Annotated in this window: 15 protein-coding genes; 1 reads left to right on the forward strand and 14 read right to left on the reverse strand. The window is 40.4% G+C overall.

From position 1 onward, the window contains the following. Positions 1-558, forward strand: a 558-nt coding sequence (locus tag RAO94_06345; GenBank protein MDP8321951.1) for a hypothetical protein, incomplete at its 5' end; no start/stop codon positions are given. A 1,065-nt stretch (positions 559-1,623) separates the two neighbouring features. Here the strand turns inward: RAO94_06345 and RAO94_06350 are convergent. From RAO94_06350 to RAO94_06415, 14 genes are read right to left on the reverse strand one after another with little or no spacing between them, the layout of a single operon-like run. Continuing rightward, a complete protein-coding gene (locus tag RAO94_06350) occupies positions 1,624-2,448 on the reverse strand; it encodes an XdhC/CoxI family protein (GenBank protein MDP8321952.1) in 825 nt (274 codons plus the stop codon). Next, positions 2,449-3,042, reverse strand: coding sequence for a nucleotidyltransferase family protein (locus RAO94_06355; GenBank protein MDP8321953.1), 594 nt, complete (start codon positions 3,040-3,042; stop codon positions 2,449-2,451). It lies immediately after the preceding gene. Next, complete coding sequence (locus RAO94_06360) at positions 3,042-3,515, reverse strand: (2Fe-2S)-binding protein (protein ID MDP8321954.1); 474 nt, start codon at positions 3,513-3,515, stop codon at positions 3,042-3,044. The genes RAO94_06355 and RAO94_06360 overlap by 1 nt, the downstream gene beginning before the upstream one ends. Continuing rightward, a complete protein-coding gene (locus RAO94_06365) occupies positions 3,502-6,729 on the reverse strand; it encodes a molybdopterin-dependent oxidoreductase (protein ID MDP8321955.1) in 3,228 nt (1,075 codons plus the stop codon). The genes RAO94_06360 and RAO94_06365 overlap by 14 nt, the downstream gene beginning before the upstream one ends. Before the next feature lie 14 nt (positions 6,730-6,743). Beyond that, the gene (locus RAO94_06370) at positions 6,744-7,574 is read right to left on the reverse strand and encodes an FAD binding domain-containing protein (GenBank protein ID MDP8321956.1); all 831 of its coding nucleotides are present in this window, start codon (positions 7,572-7,574) and stop codon (positions 6,744-6,746) included. Further along, positions 7,561-8,049 carry a (2Fe-2S)-binding protein gene (locus RAO94_06375; protein ID MDP8321957.1) on the reverse strand — a complete coding sequence of 163 codons (489 nt, stop codon included), beginning with the start codon at positions 8,047-8,049 and terminating at the stop codon, positions 7,561-7,563. Before RAO94_06375 ends, RAO94_06370 begins: the two co-directional genes overlap by 14 nt. Further along, entirely contained in the window at positions 8,046-10,199 is a 2,154-nt protein-coding gene (locus tag RAO94_06380; protein ID MDP8321958.1) for a xanthine dehydrogenase family protein molybdopterin-binding subunit, read from the reverse strand. The genes RAO94_06375 and RAO94_06380 overlap by 4 nt, the downstream gene beginning before the upstream one ends. Positions 10,200-10,211: 12 nt before the next feature. After that, positions 10,212-11,423: a pyridoxal-phosphate dependent enzyme gene (locus tag RAO94_06385; GenBank protein MDP8321959.1), complete on the reverse strand. Its 1,212-nt coding sequence runs from the start codon at positions 11,421-11,423 to the stop codon at positions 10,212-10,214. A gap of 8 nt (positions 11,424-11,431) precedes the next feature. Continuing rightward, entirely contained in the window at positions 11,432-12,901 is a 1,470-nt protein-coding gene (locus tag RAO94_06390) for a pyridoxal-phosphate dependent enzyme (GenBank protein ID MDP8321960.1), read from the reverse strand. Between the two features lie 21 nt (positions 12,902-12,922). Further along, on the reverse strand, positions 12,923-14,113 hold the full coding sequence (gene ygeW, locus RAO94_06395; protein ID MDP8321961.1) for a knotted carbamoyltransferase YgeW: 1,191 nt from the start codon (positions 14,111-14,113) through the stop codon (positions 12,923-12,925). Between the two features lie 4 nt (positions 14,114-14,117). Continuing rightward, a complete protein-coding gene (locus RAO94_06400) occupies positions 14,118-15,320 on the reverse strand; it encodes a YgeY family selenium metabolism-linked hydrolase (protein MDP8321962.1) in 1,203 nt (400 codons plus the stop codon). Between the two features lie 12 nt (positions 15,321-15,332). After that, positions 15,333-18,359, reverse strand: a complete 3,027-nt coding sequence (gene ygfK / locus RAO94_06405; GenBank protein MDP8321963.1) for a putative selenate reductase subunit YgfK — start codon at positions 18,357-18,359, stop codon at positions 15,333-15,335. Beyond that, the gene (locus RAO94_06410; GenBank protein MDP8321964.1) at positions 18,359-19,666 is read right to left on the reverse strand and encodes an amidohydrolase family protein; all 1,308 of its coding nucleotides are present in this window, start codon (positions 19,664-19,666) and stop codon (positions 18,359-18,361) included. Before RAO94_06410 ends, ygfK begins: the two co-directional genes overlap by 1 nt. After that, positions 19,650-21,005: an amidohydrolase family protein gene (locus RAO94_06415; GenBank protein MDP8321965.1), complete on the reverse strand. Its 1,356-nt coding sequence runs from the start codon at positions 21,003-21,005 to the stop codon at positions 19,650-19,652. The genes RAO94_06410 and RAO94_06415 overlap by 17 nt, the downstream gene beginning before the upstream one ends. Between the last annotated feature and the right edge of the window lies 1 nt (position 21,006).

Here is a 21,006-nt window from a genome sequence, read left to right on the forward strand (position 1 = left end):
AGTATAAAGAAAAATATTTATTTTGTTTTATTTTCAATTTTTTTGCTTGTTGCATCAAACATATATTCAGATGATATCCATTATAACAAAAATGGAATATCATTCTATTATCCTACAGATTTAAGTGAAATTGAAGTAAACGGATACATAGCTTTTATTAGTAATCAGGAAGGTTGTGACTTCCGTTTCAAAATTACAGCCCCAATTAATGAATTATCAAAAGAGTTTTCATTTGATTTACTAGATGAAAAAAATTTACAAATATTCTTAGAAAATTATGCGGAATCTTTTCTTACTTCTATGCAAAATGATAGTGTTAATTATAAAAACATTACAATAAACGAATTTGATACACTAATGATTTCAGGTCATAAATTTACTAAATTCGTAATGAGGTATTATTTTGATTATGTTGGAGAAATTATGGAGAAGTGTGTTTTTACTCATATGGTAGAAGGCTATGTATTTGAAATCACATTGACTTATTTTGCGAGTGAACAGGATTCTAAGAATAAATTAAAGAAAATTTTGCAGTCATTCTCATTTATAGATTACTAATAATGTAAAGTTATGAAAGCCCCTAACAAACATGCCCACAATAGGCAAGAAGAAAAGCAAGAAGAGCGTATCGCATTCCAACCTTTAGCAGCATGCGAATTCATGCTGAAACTACCATGAAATAATATAAGAAGGTTAAAGATGTTCAAAATCGTGACAGCGTTTTGGGTGATTGTTTTTTTTTTGCAGGTTCATTTGTGCCTTTAGAAGGAATTGTCTATCATGTCGATTCGATTGATGGCTCTGATAATGCCAACGGGCAATCACCGAAGAAGAGAGGGTGTGAAGGGGCGAAAAAATTGAAAATGTAATCAGCCATAGGCTGACAAGAATGTAAAATGTAAAATTAAATGTAATGTAATCTAGAGCTGGGGAATAAACGAAGGGGCGAAGGGGTGAAAATGCGATGGTGTGAATAATTGAAAATTCAAAATTTAAAATTAAGTGTGTAATGTAATCCAGAGCTGGGGGAAAACGACGGTGGGAAGATGCGAAAGTGCGAAGGTTAGAGGGTTAGAAAATTAGAGAGTATAAAGAAAACTTGGCTAGTCTTAAAAAATTTGTTCGTTTTGTTAGTTTTGTTCGTTGCTTAATAATCTTATATTACATTTCTCTGTGAACTCTGTGGTTTAAATTGATTGAGGGGGTGAATAATTGAAAATTCAAAATTTAAAATTAAGTTTGGGTACGCATAATAAAAATCAAACTCGCCAGATTATATATAACCTGGCGAGTGTTTTTGGTTATGACAGCTTTTTACTGCTATCGCTTTTTCAGGTGACATAATTTCATTTATTTTCCCCATTTACGTTCGTATCTCCCCGCATTTCAATCAGCTTTAAGCCGGAACAACAAAGCACATAGTGACGTTTTTTTGTTAGATAGTGCTAAGTTGTTCCTCCTTAAGGGCGGTAAATTATTGCTGATTATGTGATTAAGGGTGATTATGGTGGTGAAATTGGTGGAAAATAGGGGGTTTTGGGGATTTTTGAAAAATATGGGTGTTATTTGATATTTTTCAAGTTTTGGGATGTTATACAGTTGTTATTATTAGATGAGAGGGATTTATAATTTCTGAGCTTCGGTGAGGGATTTGATATTTGTAACTTTGTTATAGATGGCGAGTAATTCTGCTGTGATGCTGATGGCAATTTCCTGGGTAGTGGTTTTGGCAATATTCAGGCCGATGGGGGTGTGGATATTCTGGAGTTGCTGGTTGGAAATTCCGATATTTTTGAGTTGCTGCAGATTTTCGGCAGCTTTTTGATGGGAAGCTATCATGCCCAGATAGGTAAGATTTAAATTCCGCTGACAGATATTTAAGAGGATATCATAATCATTTGAATGAGCATGGGTGAAGATGATCACAGCATCCTGGGGAGCTGGGAGAAATTCTTTGGCAAACTGGAGGTAGTCCTGGCAGATAACATTATCTGCCTGAGGAAGTCTTTCTGAGCTGGCATATTCTTCTCTATTATCTATCACTACCAGGTGAAACTGGAGTGATTTCAGGATGGGCAAAATGCTTTTGCAGAGATGTCCGGCACCAAAAAGATAGATAGTTTTGGCAGGAGCAAAATATTCCAGAAATATTTTGGCATTACCTCCGCATTGCATTCCTATACCCATTTCTGCTTCTGTGAGTTCAAATTCCATCAGTTTATTTTCTTTAGTAGTAAATATCTCAAGGCAGGCAGCGCGTATTTTATGCTCAATAAGCCCACCGCCCACAGTACCTTCTGAAGAACCGTCGGGATATACTATCATTTTGAACCCGCTGCGGCAGGGGGTTCCACCTATCGATTCCAGTACAGTAGCCATCACGAACGGAGTATTTTTCTGGAGATTATCTGCTGCCTGGATAATTATCTGATTAAAAGAAGTTTCCATTTAAGTTCCTGTTTCAGTTAATTTATCTTTCAATTCCTGAGGAGTATTGATATTATCAAGGATATTGGGATCATCGACTGGAATGCGTTTGATGATACTTTCCGGCAGGGATTTAATAATTATACTGAGATTATCACTTACAGAAGCATTTAGAATGCGTCCACCTACCTGAGGAGAAATAATCAGAGGATGTCCAGTTCGATTTTGAGATGTAAGCACTGGTAAAAACAACTGGTGGTGATCATCAATAGCCGAGACCAGGATCTGATAGGTATCCAAAGCGATAAATGGCTGATCTATCAGGTGAATGAGATAATTAGTTGAAAGGGCATCAGCCTTGAGAGCTAATTTGAGAGATGAGAACATACCCAGTTCAGGTTGAGAGTTATTGACGAATTCCACATTTTGAGTAAAAAGATGTTCTTGCAGATTCTGATGATTTTCTCCAGTGACAATAATGATCTTTGAGGAAAATTCCTGTAGTTTGCCTATTATTATATCCACAACCGCGATACCTTCTATCTGCAAAAGAGCTTTATCTGTGCCCATGCGGGTAGAATTTCCGGCAGCTAAGATAATGGAAGTGAGATTCATTAACTATCCTGGTGAAGAATATCAGCAGCCATTTGCACAGCTTCAATGATCTGAACGTAACCTGTGCAGCGGCAGAGATTACCTTCCAGGGCGGTTTTGATCTGCTCTTCTGAAGGTTGTAAATTTTCCAGAAGCAAAGCTTTGGCGCTCATGATCATGCCCGGAGTGCAAAATCCGCACTGGACGGCACCGGTTTTCAAAAAACTATCCTGCAAAGTTTTAAGGATTTTATCCTGTTCAGCGTTTTCGATAGTTTCTATATCAGTATCCATCACCTGACAGGAGAGTATCATACAAGAGCAGACAGCCTTACCATTCATCAAAACGGTGCAGGCACCACATTCACCCACAGAGCAGCCTTCTTTTGTGCCGGTAAGATTCAATTCGTCACGCAGAATATCTAAAAGCCTCATATTATCAGGAACATTTAATTCCTGCGGGAGATTATTAAGAGTAAATTTAAGCTTGATCATTTTTATACTCACTATATTGTTTTTTAAAATCAGCCATGGCAGCTATCACGAGATTGACAAACACGGGAATTTTGTAAGAGGCAGACCATCTTTTGCCGATTTTGGGGTTAAGAATACTATTAAGCCTGTATTTCAAATCACGATAAAGTTTTTCATCAATCCAGCGCCCGATAATAAATTCTTCAAGTTCCGGGAGACGCCCGGGTTTTTCGAGAAGCGATCCGGCAACAATCCGGCAATTACAGATCTTTTTGTCCTGATCAAATTCTAAACTGGCGCAGATACTGATCCGGGTGATATTAAGCGCTTTGCGTCTGCCAAGCTGGAAGTAATGCGAGAATGATTTTGGGGGCTGAGGCAGGGGGATATTAACTGCTGTGAGAATCTCATCCGACTCAATTGCCGTATGATAACTTTTGATGATGAAATCTTTCATGGGAATAGTACGAGTGCCTTTGGCAGAACTAAGGCTCAACTCAGCATCATAAAAGATGAGGGGTGGAATACTATCTGCACAGGGAGCAGCATTTACTATATTCCCGCCAATTGTGGCAATATTCCTGATCTGCGTAGAACCTATCTGCGAGCAGGCAGATGCCAGCACCGGAAAATGCGTATTCACCAGCGGATTAGCGATGATCTCAGCAAAAGTTGTGGTACTGCCAATCTGGAGGGTGTCATTTTCCAGCGAGACGTATTGCAGTTCTGAGAGTGGTTTGATATTGACCACCTGATGGGTTTCTGCTGAATTGCGCATCTTGATCATCAGGTCAGTACCTCCAGCCAGAATATTATGCTTACCATCTGCGAGCAGCTTTAATGCCTGCTTTAGTGTAGTTGGCGTTACAGTTTTAGCAGAGATCACAGAGAGGCTGGAGCTGGACTCAGTTTTGCAGGCTATCATACTCTGACGTTCAGGTTTTTTGAGATTATGATTCAGAAATACCTGTTCAAGTGATAATGGCAGAGCAGCAGAGCTTACGCCCATGGCATTATAAAGAGCGTTATTGATGGCAGCAGAGATCAATTCAAAGGTGGGTTCACCAAGGCTTTTCGCTCCAAAGGGACCTGCTTTATCTGGATTCTCTATCAATATGGGAGTAATCTTAGGAATATCCTGGATTGTGGGAATAAGATAAGTATCAAAATTATCAGACAGCACTTCTCCGGCGGAAATATTAAAATCTTCTGTGCAGGCATATCCCATACCCTGCACAACACCACCATAGATTTGGCCCTGAGCTCCCAGAAGATTAATGGTTTGACCCACATCATGAGCGGCATAAACCTGATCAACGCTTATTTTGCCAGTAAAGGAATCAACAGTAACTTCAGCAATTTGACAACCATATACATAGGTGAAATAGGCATCTCCTTTACCGGTTTCTTCTTCCCAGGATACGTCAGGAGCTTTGAACCAGCCGTAAGCCGAAAGATTAATCCCAGCCTGTAGAGCTTTTTCTACTGCTTCCTTGAAACTGAGAGCAGATTTGGGTTTTTTGCCTGACTTTGTATAGATCATACCCTCTTTCCAGATAGTATCTTTGAGCGCTTTTACTTTGAGCTCAGCTTTGATGATCTCAAAGATGTCTTCTTTCAGCTTCTGAGCAGCATCATTTATGGCATTTCCACCGGCAATTGTACCGCGTGATGCCACCGTGGGACCACCATCAGCAATAGTAGAAGTTTGTGGTGCTAGGAAAATGGCATCAGCAAGTGGAACTCCTAATATTTCACAGGCGATCTGGCACATAGTAGTCTGCAGACCCTGTCCATTTTCAGATACAGCGGTGATAATGATCAAACTGCCGTCAGCCTGGATAGATACAATTGCAGAGGATACATCAGTACCTTCTGCACCCAGAGAACAACCACGATAGCTGCATGCCAGCCCGATACCTTTTCTGTAGCGGGGAGGTAATTTTATAAATTCTCTGTTTGCCTGCCATTTATTAACGAAATCTGCTTTTTCTACTGCAGTATTCAAAACCTGCCGCAGCGAAACTTTATGCTCAGATAACATCTGCCCGGAGGCAGTAATACTATCCTGCTTGAAGCCATTGATGAGTCGTACCTCAAGTGGGGTGAGTTCACAATGGACAGCAATTTCATCCATCAGCGATTCCTGAGCAAAAATTATCTGGGGAGAACCAAATCCCCTGAATGCTGCTGTATAACAATTATTAGTATAAACCGACCTGATATCGGTTTCTACATGCGGGATTTCATAAGGTCCAGTAGCTTGAACTACTGAACGCCAGGTGACAAAAAATGTCTGAGACGAATAAGCTCCACTATCAGCCAGAATGTCAATTTTCATGGCTATTATTCTACCTTCTCTTGTGAAGCCGACTTTGTAATTCATGATATATGGATGTCTTTTGTAACTTTCACGCAGAGAATTTTCACGGGAATTTGTCATCTGAACAGGCTCCCCGGTCATCTGGCATAAAAGTGCAGCACGGCAGACCATATTATTGATAATATCATCTTTACCACCAAAAGATCCACCCAATACTGATGGTATCACATTTATCCTGTTCAAGGGCAGGTTCATATACATTGCTGCCACTTTACGGGTAGTATAAGGATTTTGGATTGAGCCATAGATATTGAAACCGCCAGTTGAGTGATCAGGTTCCACCGTTACCGTTTCAGGTTCTATATAAGCATGTTCCTGGAAACCAGTGGTATATGTTCTGGTAAGTATTGCATCAGCTACTTGAAATCCAATTTTGATGTTACCCTTGCGCAGTGGATAATGATTAACAATATTCGATTTATATTCAGGATGAATAAGTCGTGCTTTGGGAGATACTGCCTTGCGCGGGTCAGTGAGGGGTTTGTATGGCTCATATTCCACTTTAATGGCATCTGCTGCTTTGAAGGCAGCTTCCCGGCTTTCTGCAGCAACCACTGCTATCACATCTCCAGTGAAGAATACCTCATCATTCACAATTGGCAGATAATCCTGCCGGATTGGTCCTACCTTTTGCGCTCCGGGTATATCTTTGTAGAGAGCAATTGTCTTCACACCCGGTATCTTTTCCGCGGCAGAGGTATCTATGGAAATTATTTTGCCAGTGACAATATCTGTGTATTTGCAGGCAGCATAGAGCATGTCATTTAATTTGATATCATTACCATAAATGGCTTTACCGGTAACCTTTTGATCACCGTCAATACGGGTAACTTCTTTTCCTATCAGGTTCATTTTCACATCCAGTTTTAATCAGTATTAGCAGATTCAATAAATTTCTGCAGGTAATTAAAGCACACCTGCAGGCGATATTCTTTGTCCGAGCGGAAATCACTTATGGGCGTAACATCCTTTTTTAAGGCATTCATCAGATCAGTATCATTTAGATCTTGAGAATGTAAGGTGATATATTCTTCAACGTTGTATAAACGTCGAGGATATTCATTCAAACTACCGGCAGCAATTTTGAAATTATCTTCATATTTCACAAAGGCAAGAGCGACTTTGGCGATTGTAAGAGCAGTGCGGGAGCCAATCTTGATGTATTGCGGCTGATATTTGCAGGCGAAATTCAAGGGAATTTCAATGGCAATTATCAGTTCATCATCTCGGAGCACGGTTTTTTTATATCCGGTATAAAATTCAGATAAGGGTACTGTCCGGGTGGTAGTTATTGATTTCAATACCAATTTGGCTTCCAATACCAGCAGTAGTGGTACAGTGTCTGCAGTTGGTGATGAATTAGCAATATTTCCGGCAAGAGTGGCAAAATTCGCTATAGGTGGTGAAGCAAAATCAATCAGCGAATCAGATAGGTATGGGCAATACTCTTTAATAATTGCTGAGCTGGAAATTTCGCTGATCGTAGTTGTGGCACCTATGATCAATTTTGTGCTGCACATATCCACACCATGCAGTTCCGGTAAATGGTTGATAAATATTATCGCTTCATCTGATATCTTACCCAGTTTAATGAGAATATTCAGATCAGAGCCTCCAGCCAGCAGCAGTTTCTTATCCGGAAGCTCAGATAATAGATTTAAGACCTCCGACAAGTTTTCTGGTTTATATACTTTCATGGTTCAGCTCCTGATCAGCTAATTTCCGGCAGACTAGCTGCACCGCATCAATGATCTTACGATAACCTGTGCAACGGCAGATATTACCTGATAATGCCCATTTGATCTTATCTTCATCAAGATCAGGATTATTGGCCAGATAATGATAGGAGGTTACCAGAAAACCCGGGAAACAAAAACCGCACTGTACTGCATTTGTTTCCTGATAGCAATCTGCTATCAGTTTACCGAGTGGTGTTTCGGAAATTCCTTCAGCAGTGATCACGCTGCCACCATCTACCTGAATGATATTTATCAGGCAACTGGTTACAGGAATATCATTTAAAAGCACTGTGCAGGCTCCGCACTCTCCTTCACCGCAGGATTCTTTTACAGAAGTCAGTTTATAGTCTTCCCTGAGCACATCTAAAAGACGTCGCATGGGATCAGTATCAATACTGGTTTCTTTGCCATTAAGATAGAAGTTTATTTTCATAATGAACTCCTGTTGATCTCTTGATAAATACGCTCAGGTGTGAGTGGCAGGTCATTAATGATAACTCCTGCTGCCTGGATAAGAGCATTGCGAACAGCGGGAGCAGGATAATCCATGGGGATTTCTCCTAATCCCTTTGCCACTGCAGAATCCGTATGGATAAATTCCACTATCATCTCAGGCATATCCTCAGTAGTGGGTAAAGTGTAATCTGTGAAACCACGAGTTCGGGGATAACCCTTTTTATAGATATTCTCTGTAAGTGCCCAGCCCAAAGCCTGGGTAACGCCACCATAAACCTGACCCAGAGCAATATCGTGATTGATAACTCTGCCGATGTCAAGCACATTCCAGCATTTTGTCACTTTCGCTTTATATTGCAGGGGATCATAATCAATTTCCACTACGCAGGCAGCCCAGGAAAAATCATGATAAGCAGTACCCTGATTGGTTTTATCATCAAAATCATCATTGGGGTCTGGCTTAAAGCTGAGTTCGTAGTCTTTGGGGAATAGTTCCTGATGATCCTGGATATAACCCGCCAGATCATCACATTTCAATTCATACTTAATCTTTGCAGCAAGTTTTTGCAGTAAGCTTCCCACAATATAAATTGTCCTGGAAGCTACAGTAGGTCCGCTGTTAGGGGTTTTTCCAGTATTGGGAATTTGAACATTTACCTTTTCCAGAGGGATATTAAATTCTTCATTTACCATCTGAGCAAGCGTTGTATGAGCCCCCTGTCCCATCTCCACATTGGCCACAAATATCTGGACATTAGCATTCTTATCCAACCGCATTTTTACTTTGGACTGCAAGTCCTTTTCACCATTACCGGTGTATCCGCCACCATGCAGGGCCATTACAAGTCCAATCCCTTTTTTATCTTTATGATCCTTGTTATATTGCTCAAACTGTCTGTGTTTATTAGCATAATCAGAAATCTCCAGTATTCGCTGCATACATTCATGGAGATGATCTTCTTTAACTACCTGTCCTGAAGGCATTTTGTCATTTTTTCTCAGAAGATTAATTTCACGCATTTCCAGCGGAGATTTACCTATTGCTCTGGCAATATTATCAAGATGAGATTCAATGGCAAATATTGCCTGAGGAGCACCAAATCCTCTAAAAGCTCCATTGGGTGGAGTATTGCTTTGTTGCAGAAAACCGCTGATCTCGCAGCGTGGCAGGTTATAACCTCCACCGGCATGGAGAATCCCACGATGTAACACTACAGGTGACAGGGTTTGATATGCTCCCGCATCTAAGCGATAATTGATATTTACAGCTTTTATTTTACCTGTCTGGACATCTGTATAGGAGACAATTGCCACCCGTGATGGGTGTCTTTTTGTGGTTATCAGCAGATCATCGGCTCGCTCAAGTTTTATCTTCACTGGTTTGTGGGCTTTATAGGCAAGCAGAGCTGTAATCCCAGCCAGCAGATTAGGGAAATCTTCCTTTCCGCCAAATGCTCCACCAATCCCTTCAGATGTTTCCACGATCACTTTTTCTACAGCATTCCCCATGATCACTTTCACTGCTTCTTCCACGAAAAATGGGCATTGCATGGTACCAGTGATCTTTATCTTGCTGTTCTTTTGATCATATTCTGCCAGCATCCCTTGTGGTTCCAGATAAGCCTGCTCCTGGTGCTGGGTATAAAACACCTCTTCAATGTGTTTCAGATGCTCAGGATCAACTTTAGCACCATCCTTGTGACTTATGTGCATGCACTCGCCAAACTGAAATGCCTTATCATCGAGGCAAGTATCTACGTCAGTAATTGCCATTTCCTCTTCGTACTCAATTTTGATGGCAGAAATGAAACTCATAAGTGTTTTCAATTCAGGATGTGCTATTCCCATGATCACCTGACCATAGTGCAGCACCTCTCCTTTGGTCATAAAGGGTTGGTCTGATACCGGCTCAGGAACTATATTCTCCCCTGGAATATCTGATGCCTGCACAATAGTAAATTCCTTCAGGTCATAATCCTGGGGATAAGATATATTTTTGATCTTTCCTTTGTCTATTGTGGCATAGAGCAAATAACCATGCAGCATATCTTCCAGGGAATAATCATCCAGAAAACGGCATTTCCCGATAATTTTTGCCAGACCATCTTTTCTTGGTTTAGATTTCATATATTTCCCTCCTCAAATGTATCGGGATAATTTCTTTCTTAATGACGCCAGATCGGGCTCAATCGATTCCGGAATTTTGATCAGAGCTGATACTGCCTTGATGTCTTTTAATCCAGAGCCGGTCAGTAATACCACATTCCGGCTGTTTTTTTCTAACTGATATTCTTCCATATAACTTAAATATCCGGCATAAGCTGCCGCTGCTGCGGGTTCGGCAAAAAGTCCAAATCTTGCAGCTAATATACTGCCTGCATGGAGGATGGAGTGATCTGATACCTTGATTGATTTCCCTTTGTATTTTTCCAGAAATTGCTTCGACATATAATAATTACGTGGGATTTTAACTGAAATGGAGTCTGCTATTGTTTCAGGATTTTCTGCCCTCACTGAGATGATCTCCGGGATATGATTGATTATACCCGTTTTAAGCAGGTCTTCAAAACCCTTATATATCCCGGCAATAATACATCCATCACCTACAGGTATAAATACCCTGTCAGGAAGCGTTTTTCCCATTTGACTGTAAATCTCATAAGCAGCAGTTTTTTTCCCTTCAATAGTAAAGGGGTTATAAGCAGTATTTCTATTATAGATACCCAGTTCTGCAGTAGCCTGCACAGAAAGATCAAAAGCATCATCATAGCTGCCACTTACGGGAATAATCTCTGCTCCGTACATTGCTATCTGAACCAGTTTGGCAATTGGCGCTTTCTCTGGAACTAATATGATTATCTTCTGACCTTGAGCAGCACCAATTCCTGCCAGAGAAGAACCTGCATTACCAGTGGAAGCAGCAATAATTGTATTGATACCTCTCTCCTTTGCTACAGCAGAGACCAGATTTGAAGCTCTATCCTTGTAAGAAAAAGTAGGATTCTGGCTATCATCTTTAAAGAGAAGTTTATGTGGCGGCTGTCTATTTTCAGGGATATTTATCTCATAGAGTGGAGTGTTGCCGACTTTCAAATATGATAATGATTGCCTTGAATTAATTGGTAATAGATCAATAAAACCGGTTTTTTCCAGATGGTTATGCAGCTCTGTTCCGTATTGATTTTTTAAGATTTCATAATCATATATAGTCTTCAATACTCCTTCTGGTGGCTGATCAGTAGTATTTTGAGCGCTGCAGGCAGGGCACAGATATTCCACTTCAGTTACAGAATAGTGCCTGCCACAATTTACGCACTCAAAAATGATCTTATCAGTTGATCCACTTTGCATTTACATTCCTATTTCAGCTTTTCTAATAAACCCGTCCGGGCATTGAATTCATTTATCCTTTCATCCCATTCAAATACTTTATTGAATTGTCTCTCCCAGTAATGCTCATCATACCACTGGGCATTAAGCTCTTCAACATCTTTGCCCTGCTGTTCTATCCAGGTAAAATATTTCAGATTGTGCATTCTTCTGCGGTCATAATAAGAAAGCTCCAGCATATTATCTATACTTAATCCCATCAATGCCGCATTATAATCTATTGCTGCCTGAGTAAGAGAATATTCTCCCTGCTTTTCTCTGCTTTCTATTAAACGAGATCCATACATTTCCATGCTGTCTGTTGCCACGGTAAATATTATATCATTCTCATTCATTTCATAATATTTAGCAGTCTTGATAGCCCCCATGATATTGGCAATAGAAGAAATACCTAATAATTCCAGCTTTTTGATCATCTCAGATGCCACGCCTTTATTTTGCAGGTATTCATGCCCCTTATCTTCATTAAATAATCTCATCAGGTCAATATTAGGATTATCATCAATAGCTATCACCAGATCGATATTACGCACATTCATGATCCAGGGAACATGTTTATCGCCAATACCTTCTATCCTGTGTCCCCCATAACCATTATACAATAATGTGGGGCACTGCAAGGCTTCACCTGCACCAACTATTATCCGGGGGAATTTTGTACGCAGATATTCTGCTGATCCCAGTGTTCCTCCTGAACCCTGCGTTAAAAATACGGAACTGAATCTGCTTTCTTCGGTTTTTATTTCATTAAACACTTCCTCCATGGCAGGTCCTGTTACTGCATAATGCCAGAGAGGATTCCCAATTTCACTGAACTGGTTCAAATTAACTATTTTATTTCCCCGATCATGGCAAAGTTCTTTTGCCTTATCATATATTTCTTTCACATTGCTTTCACAGCCTGGAGTGGCAAAAACCTCAGCTCCCACTTCATGCAGCCAGTCAAAGCGTTCCTGACTCATCTCCTCCGGTAGTACTGCAATCGAATGACAGCCCAGCAGATAGGAATCATAAGCTCCTCCTCGACAGTAGTTGCCTGTGGAGGGCCATAAAGCTTTCTGGGTAGTGGGATCAAAATCACCAGCCACCAGTTTTTCCACCAGCGGGCCAAAAGTCGCTCCCACTTTGTGAGAACCTGTAGGGAAGTATTTACCGATCAATACTACTATCCGGGCTTTTACACCTGTCAATTCATAGGGCAATTCAATATAGTTGACTTTACCAAAACCACCACCGGTTTCTACTGGCTCATTTTTCCAGGTAAGGCGAAAAAGGTTATAGGGATGCAAATCCCATAAGCCAATATGCTTTAATTCTTCTTTAATTTTATCCGGCACAAGTTCAGGGTTACGCATCTGAGCATAAGTGGGAATGATAATATTCTTTTCAATACATCTTTGGACAGTATTTTTCAGTACTGCTTCTTTGTCTTTATTCATTTTATCCTCTCAAATTTATTTTTAATACTTTTTACGCAAGCTTCCATTTTGCAGAAGCTGCTGCAAGGCATCAACAGGTTTACGGGTTTTTGCCAACAGTATCATGGCTGCTATCACAAAAGGCTTATACCCTGCCTGCTGATATGTGTCCACCATATATTTATCAAATATTTCAGCCGATACTTCCCCGTGTTCACAACTGACCCCGGTAATATCGGCAGGGAGGCAGTGCATATATAATGCCTTACCATCACGGGTAAGTCCCATTTTTTTCTGATTGCATTCCCAATCCATATGTTCGGCATTCATGATCAGGCATTTCTTTTCGAGCTCATCTAAACCCTTAAAATCCTTGTTCTGCATCAGTTCTGTACGGGTTCGCATAATACTCAAAGGTGCCCAGGATTTGGGGTATACTATATCTGCTCCTTCGAATGCCTGCTCCATATTATCGCAGATCATGAATTCTCCCCCGCTTTTAATTGTATTTTTCCTTGCCAGTTCTTCAATTTCGGGTAATAATTCATAACCTTTGGGGTACGCCAGATTAATCTTCATTCCCAGCCTGCTCATCAAGGCGATCAATCCCTGTGGTACAGATAATGGTTTGCCATAGCTTGGTGAATATGCCCAACTCACAGCAATCTTTTTGCCTTTTAGTTTATCTATACCACCAAAATAATCTACCAGTTTTGACAGGTCCGCAAGAGACTGAGTAGGATGATCAAGGTCACTCTGCAGGTTTACTATAACGGGTTTTGATGCTAATATACCATTATCATATCCATATTGCACTGCTTTTGCAACCTCTCTTTGATAGCTGTCTCCCAGACCAGGATACATGTCATCCCGGATGCCTATAACCTCAGTTAGAAATGAGATCATATTAGCAGTTTCACGTACAGTTTCACCATGAGCAATTTGAGATTTGCTCTCTTCCAGATCTTGCACGCTAAGACCCAGCAGATTTGCTGCAGATGCAAAGCTAAACCGTGTGCGCGTGGAATTATCACGGAAATTAGATACTGCCAGCCCTGACTCAAATATTTTTGCTGATATATTATTTTCAAAGAGCAATTGTAAAATCTTAGTGGTCAAAACAGTTGCTTTGATCTCTTCCAGTGATTTTTCCCAGGTTAAAAGGAAGTTTTTACCATACATATCAGTTGTCAGATCTTTCAGCATATTTATTTCATCATGGATTATCTTCATACTTCTATCCCTCATTAAGTTTCGCAACCAGTCCAGCATAAAATGCTGCTGCCTGCCAAAGGTCACTGATCTTCACACTCTCATTTACGGCATGTGCCTGATCTTCATCTCCAGGACCCAGTCCCAGACATTTGATCTCAGGATGCTTGCCCATAATGAACACACAATTAGTGCTGAAAGTCCATTTATCTATTTTGGGAGCTTTATCGAATAAATTAATATAAGCCTCTTCCGCACTTTTCAGCCATAGGGAATCTTTGGGTAATACCCAGGTTGGAAAATATTTCTCTACTGGATATATTTTACCAGTATATGCTTTTTCCTCGTATAGGGGAACCGTTATCTCAGCATCACTGATCCCTGCCCGATCACAACAGGCTCGCACTTCTGCCACAGAGCTTTCTTTATTTTCACCCACAGTAAGCCTTCTATCCAGCAGAATTCTTGCCCGGTCAGGTACAGAACACTGGCTGGCTGAATCTGATTTGAATATCGTAGTGGTAATTGTTCCTTTACCCAGGAAATCATCATCTTTTAGTTCGGCAGGTAATTTTTCGATTTCTTTCACGATAGATGCCATTTTATAAATAGCATTAACTCCCCGCTCAGGTGCTGAACCATGGCAGGAAACGCCTTTCACTTCTACTTCTATCTCCATTCTGCCTCTATGACCACGATATATATTCAAACTCGTGGGCTCAGTGCTTACTACCAGCTCAGGCTTGATACCTTCTTCCTCAATCAGATATTCCCAGGCAATTCCATCACAATCTTCCTCCATCACAGTACCGGTAAACAAAATTGTAAATTCTTTATTCAAACCCAGTTTCCTGATGATCTTCCCAGCTGTCAGCATGGCTGCCATGCCGCCTAACTGATCTGAGCTACCACGTCCCCATACCCGATCCTTATCAATCATTCCTGAATGAGGTGGAAAATTCCAGTCTGCTGTATCTCCGGGATACACGGTATCTATATGAGCATCAAAAGCTATAATTCTCTTACCGTTTCCTATTTTACCAATAACACTGCCTAATCCGTCAATCCGCACATCATCAAATCCATGGTCTTCCATTTCACGCTTCAGAAGTTTTACCATATCAGCTTCTTTACCCGAAAATGATGGTGTCTGGATCATCCTGCTCAAGAGTTTTGCAGTTTCTTTTGTATAACTTTCTGCCAGATTTTTTATTGCCTTGTAATCCATATAATGTCCCTTCTATAATTTAATTAGATATCCATATTTTTCATTAATTGATTTGATCACTTCCACGGTTTCGGGAGAGATGAACACCTCTTTCCCTGTTTTATCTTTCACCATAAATCCATCCTCATCAATAAACTCACCTTCTACTTCAAAATAACGTACAAGACCTTGATTATCACCGCTGAAATACACCCCATTATTATTGCTTTCGGCAAAATCTTCTGCTGAACTGAATAGATTGAATTTATCTTTATAAGGCTTCCCCTGATAGGGGCAGAAGGTCTCACAATTTCCGCATTCATTACATAATTTATCTAAATGGATGATCTGAAAATGATCTAACAATCGAGTTGAATTCACCCTGATAGCCACATTAGCCCGATTGGGACATACTTCCACGCATTTATTGCACAGATAATCGCATTTCAAGCAGCGCTCTGTTTCCAGCTTGATATCATCAGCTACTGGTTTTATCTTTCCTTTCTCTTTATGTAATTTATATATCTCGCTTTCAATTTCCAGGTAAGATTTTTCCACTTGATCAGTCTTATATTCTATCTTTTCTTTCTTCAAAATCTGCTCAGCAGCTTCAATCCCATCTGCCATTGACTGAACCACCGAAGAAGGCCCTCGCCTGGCATCTCCAGCTATATACACATTTTTGAGATTTGTTACACATTCATTTTTGGCGTCAATATGATTAGCCTTCAAATAATCCTGATCAACAATTTCACCAATTGCGGAAATCACCAGATCAGCAGGAATCAGAACCACCGGCTCAGCAGCAGGTATTGCCTGCCTGCGTCCAGAATTATCGATCTCACCCAATTTCATCGGCTGACAGATCAATTCTCCATTTTTATATGCCACTGGCTGTAATAGTTCTCTGAATTCCACTCCATCTTTCAAAGCATTTTCAAATTCTTCTTTATCTGCCGGCATCTCAGCTTCTGTTCTGCGATAAACCAGGCTCACATTTTTCACTCCACCGCGCCTGATTGCTGCCCGGGCACTATCCATGGCAGAATTACCTCCACCTGTAACTACAATATTCTGAATTTCCTTCATGGGAAACTCATTTCGTTTATTTTTCCGCAAAAATTCCAGAGCATGGAAAACTTTATCATTATCACCCTTCAGTTTCAAATTCCTGCTCTTTCCTGCTCCAATTGCTAATATCACATATTTATTTCCAGCTGAGAGCAATTCGTCGACCCCCACCTTTGAATTATAAATGATTTCCACACCACAACGTATGAGCATTTCCAGATCTTTATCAATCACTTCTTCCGGTAGCCTGAAACCAGGTATCACCTGTCTTACCAATCCCCCGGCAGATGACTCCTTTTCATATATTTTCACCTGCATTCCCTGTCTTCGTAAATATAATGCTGCCGAAAGTCCTGCTGGCCCCGCTCCGATTATCGCCACGCTTGCTCCATTAATTTCACTGGCTGTTAAGCTCTCAAGATATTCATAATATCCTTCCGCTGCTGCTTCCTTTTTTATTTCTCTGATTGATAACGGATATTCATAATCCACACGCACGCATTTTGTTTGACAGGGCTGTTCACATATATAACCAGTAATATGGGGCAGAGCATTTCTTAAGTGAATAACCTGCAATGCTTCAGCATATTTTTCTTCCGCAACCAGTCTGATATATTCTGGAATATCTTGCTCGATTGGGCAACCTTTCTGACAGCCAGCTCCCGCACAGTCATAAATAGGTAACTTATTATTATTCTTTACACTGACGTTGAACTTACCATATCCATAATCCTTGTTTACGGCACGATCAGCGAGTTCTGACAGCACTTGTTGATCTATCTGCTCCGGTAAAGAACTGTCATTGAGAATTTCACACAATTGAGCTATTCTTTTATATCCCCCCGGTTTCAGTAGATTTGTAGCCATTGTTACGGGTCTAATACCACTTGCAGCAATATCCTTGATATTCTCAAATTCTGCTCCTCCACAATAAGAAATATTTAACTTCTGACCAAAATCCAGATGTAGTTTGTGTGCCAGATTGATAGTTAATGGAAAAAGTGCTTTCCCGCTCATATACATTTCGTTTCCTGGTAAAACCTGCTTAAGATTCTTTACTGGCAAAGTGTTTGAGAGCTTTACTCCAAACATCCTGTCCTGCTTCTCTGCGTAGGCCATAAGAGCAGACACAATTTCTTTTGCTGCCCCATATTGCAGATCATGCGCAAAAGTATCTGGCTTCAATTCCAGATTAAACCCCAATTTCTGCATTGTTTCATGCACATATTCATATCCTAGTAAAGTTGGATTCAATTTCAGAAATGTATGCAGTTTCTTTTCTCCCAGCAAATATCGGCAAATTGCTTCCTGATCTTCTGGAGGACAGCCATGCATCGTCGATAGCGTTATTGAATTTGAGATTTGTGAAGGTATATTTATAATCTTATCACTCCATTTTTCCATGTCTAGTCGTTTACTGACAAAGTCTCTCAGCTCCCGCACGCATTGATTGAAATATGACTCATTACCTGCATCAACCAGGTTATTGATAAATTTATCAATTTTGGGAGACTTGATCCCCTTTAGATCATAGCCCACACTCATATTAAAGATGAAACCTTCATCCTGTTCAGATAATTCCAGAAAATCCCTCAAAAAGTGCATTATAACCCAGGCTTTCACATATTCCTGATATGCCTCTTCTACGCTCAATTCTGTGCTCCACTCTGTATTATAACCTTCATATTCTGCTTCTATACAGGGCTTTTCTATATCAAGTTCATCCAGGATCTGCACTGTTTTCAGTTCAAAAAATCTTGAACCGGTCAAATATGCTGAAATTATATTTTGAGCACACTGCGTATGAGGTCCTGCTGCTGGTCCTAATATAGTCTCATAATCATGTCCCCCTGAACTAAAGTGATTCTTTCCCCGATTACGGAAAAAACTGGCATCATTTATCCCAAAAATGCTTCTCTGTTTTTCATATTCGCTGCATATCCAGTTCAACAAATCCCCGAAAACGACTGGTTTCATCACCATACTCATCAGTTTTTCTCCTTCAATTCTATAAATCTTTCAAATAATCCCTTCGATATTTCTCCACTACGCTCCTTCAAATCTGCGTAGGGATCCAAAGTAACCTGATAATTATCCAGCAGTATATTGTCACCTTTTATCACATATTGAGCTCGGGATTCTGTGATCCCAAAAATAAAATGACCCAGAAAACTATCACTGTCAAACGGTGTAGCAGGAATATAATCAAAGATTGCCAGGTCTGCTGCATCATCTTCCATAATCCCCAGATCATAACCATATGCCTGCTTCAATGCATAAGAATTCTTTAGAAGACCATTCATCTCAGAATAACCTTCATCAGCACTACCATTTTGATATTTGCAGAAAATATAGGAATTTTTATATGATTTCATAATATTTGAACTCATCCCGTCTGTACCCACTGTCACTCTGATCTCCCTGACAGTAAGATCATGGATATTTGCCACATTCAGACCGTTATTCTGATTTGAATCCACTGCCTGAACTATCCATATATCTTCGTCATGCAATTTCTTCCAATCAGTTTTAGTCAGATTACTGCAATGTACCAGCAGTGAATTCTTTCTCAGTAATCCGTGTTTTTTTAATCGCTCAATTATAAATAGATTATATTTATCCATTGTTTCTCTCATATCAAGAATATCCTCAGATACATGTATATGGATTGGTAGATCATCTGAACTTTCAGCAATTTTTTGCAAGCTTTCATCGCTGAGTGTAAAAGAAGCATGCATCCCCAGCATTCCCTGCACAGAACTGTCCTTATGTTTTCGGGTAAATTCCAGATTCTCTCTTAACGATTCCTCAAAAACCTCCTTGCCATTCCGGTCGCTCATCTCAAATGCCAGCACACCTTGAATACCATAAGATTCAAAAACTTCTGCCATCAGATCCAATGATCCACTGATATAGGAAGCAGATATATGATGATCAAATATCGTAGTTACACCCTGCTTCAGGCAGTCTTCCATTGTAAGTACTGTGGAAAGCTGTACACTTTCCTTATCAAGTGCTCTATCCAATGTCCACCACAAATTCTTAAGATTTCCCAGAAAATCACCAAATGGCACTTTGCAGGGTATGCCTTTGGATAGTGTAGAATATATGTGATGATGAGCATTTACTAATCCTGGCATGATTATCTTACCCTCACAATCAATTTCCCTGTCCACATTATCATTTCCTGCTGTATATTTCACTTTGCCATCAATCACATATAGATCCTGCTTCTTAACTTCATATCCCACTTCGTCGGGATAGATCACATAACCACCCTTAATCAGATAATTCATTTTTTTCTCCTTGCACTCTCACCATTTTACCACTCCCAGCTTCTGCTGTTATTCCTTTATCAAATTCAAATATTATCTCTCCACGCCTGATTGTTTTCACCACTTTTCCTTTGAAAACCTTTCCCTCAAAGGGTGTCATCCTGCCTTTAGACAAAAAATCTGCTCCGTGTACTACGTACTCCTTATCGGCATCTATCAAAACAAGATCTGCGTCATATCCCTCAGCTATTCTGCCCTTGATATTCGCTATTCCATACCGCTTAGCAGGATTTTCACAAATTATCTCCAGCAACCTTTTTAAACCTATTCGACCTTTCATATAACCTTCAGAAAACAGATAAGGCAATAGCAGACCACTACCGGCTATTCCTCCATAATCATTCCAGATTGATCCCGTAGTCTTATCCTCTATTCTACTGGCTGCATGATCTGAAGTCACAAAACTGATCGTGCCATCTGCTACCAGATCCCACAAATTCTCTTGCTCATCCTGCTTGATTACCGGTGCCAATTTCAATACGCTTCCCTGCTTTCGAAAATCGTCCAGATTAAAGGCCAGATATTGCGGACAGGTTTCCACACTAACCCCATATTTTACTGCTACCTTTGCCGCTTCCCCTGTGCTGATATGCACAATCTGCAGATCACCCCCTGTCTCCTCAGCCAGTTTTGCTGCCTGACTTACGGCAATTATCTCTGCTTCTTCCGGACGACTTTTGTAATAATTATCCACACCTGAACCCAGCTTGCGCTGCACTTTCTCTGCTGTCAGTATATATGCCTCATCCTCTGCATGAAGCAGTATCGGAAGACCCAGCTCCCTGCTCATTAATAATATTTCCCGCAATTCAGTATATGTCACACTGCCAAAGGTGTCCATACCCGATTTCAGATAGCACTTAAATCCTGCCACATAGGGAGCAAGCTCTCTCATCCTCGTTCTGAAATCTCCCAGATCATTACCATTTACTCCCCCATAAAACATATAATCTACCACTGACTGCTGTTTAACCACTTCCAGCTTAATCTTCAGGTTTGCCAGACTTGTAACTGGAGGCAAACTCGTGCAGGGCATATCAAAAACAGTGGTTATTCCTCCACTTGCAGCAAAACTGCTTCCATGATAAAAATCCTCACGCAGTTCAAAGCCCGGGGTGTTAAAATGCACATGAGCATCTATTCCACCGGGAAGGACATAAAGCCCTTCAGCATCGATTATATCATCATCTGCCGGAATTGTATCCGTAAGCTCTTTGATTTTACCATCTTCTACGATGATGGATATTTTTTTTAATTCGTCCTCGCCTTTTAAAGCGACTAATCCATTCCTGATTACCATA

Origin of the sequence: Candidatus Stygibacter australis (assembly GCA_030765845.1) — a bacterium.
GTDB classification, from domain to species: Bacteria; Cloacimonadota; Cloacimonadia; order Cloacimonadales; family TCS61; genus Stygibacter; species Stygibacter australis.

Excerpts from the sequence above, each read along its gene's own strand:
- RAO94_06390 (MDP8321960.1), bottom strand. The coding sequence starts at position 12,901 with ATGAATAAAGACAAAGAAGCAGTACTGAAAAATACTGTCCAAAGATGT.
- RAO94_06360 (MDP8321954.1), bottom strand. The coding sequence starts at position 3,515 with ATGATCAAGCTTAAATTTACTCTTAATAATCTCCCGCAGGAATTAAAT.
- RAO94_06410 (MDP8321964.1), bottom strand. The coding sequence starts at position 19,666 with ATGAATTATCTGATTAAGGGTGGTTATGTGATCTATCCCGACGAAGTG.
- RAO94_06355 (MDP8321953.1), bottom strand. The coding sequence starts at position 3,042 with ATGAATCTCACTTCCATTATCTTAGCTGCCGGAAATTCTACCCGCATG.
- RAO94_06365 (MDP8321955.1), bottom strand. The coding sequence starts at position 6,729 with ATGAACCTGATAGGAAAAGAAGTTACCCGTATTGACGGTGATCAAAAG.
- RAO94_06385 (MDP8321959.1), bottom strand. The coding sequence starts at position 11,423 with ATGCAAAGTGGATCAACTGATAAGATCATTTTTGAGTGCGTAAATTGT.
- ygeW (MDP8321961.1), bottom strand. The coding sequence starts at position 14,113 with ATGAAGATAATCCATGATGAAATAAATATGCTGAAAGATCTGACAACT.
- RAO94_06415 (MDP8321965.1), bottom strand. The coding sequence starts at position 21,005 with ATGGTAATCAGGAATGGATTAGTCGCTTTAAAAGGCGAGGACGAATTA.
- RAO94_06375 (MDP8321957.1), bottom strand. The coding sequence starts at position 8,049 with ATGAAAATAAACTTCTATCTTAATGGCAAAGAAACCAGTATTGATACT.
- RAO94_06370 (MDP8321956.1), bottom strand. The coding sequence starts at position 7,574 with ATGAAAGTATATAAACCAGAAAACTTGTCGGAGGTCTTAAATCTATTA.
- RAO94_06400 (MDP8321962.1), bottom strand. The coding sequence starts at position 15,320 with ATGGATTACAAGGCAATAAAAAATCTGGCAGAAAGTTATACAAAAGAA.
- RAO94_06380 (MDP8321958.1), bottom strand. The coding sequence starts at position 10,199 with ATGAAATCTAAACCAAGAAAAGATGGTCTGGCAAAAATTATCGGGAAA.
- ygfK (MDP8321963.1), bottom strand. The coding sequence starts at position 18,359 with ATGAGTATGGTGATGAAACCAGTCGTTTTCGGGGATTTGTTGAACTGG.
- RAO94_06350 (MDP8321952.1), bottom strand. The coding sequence starts at position 2,448 with ATGGAAACTTCTTTTAATCAGATAATTATCCAGGCAGCAGATAATCTC.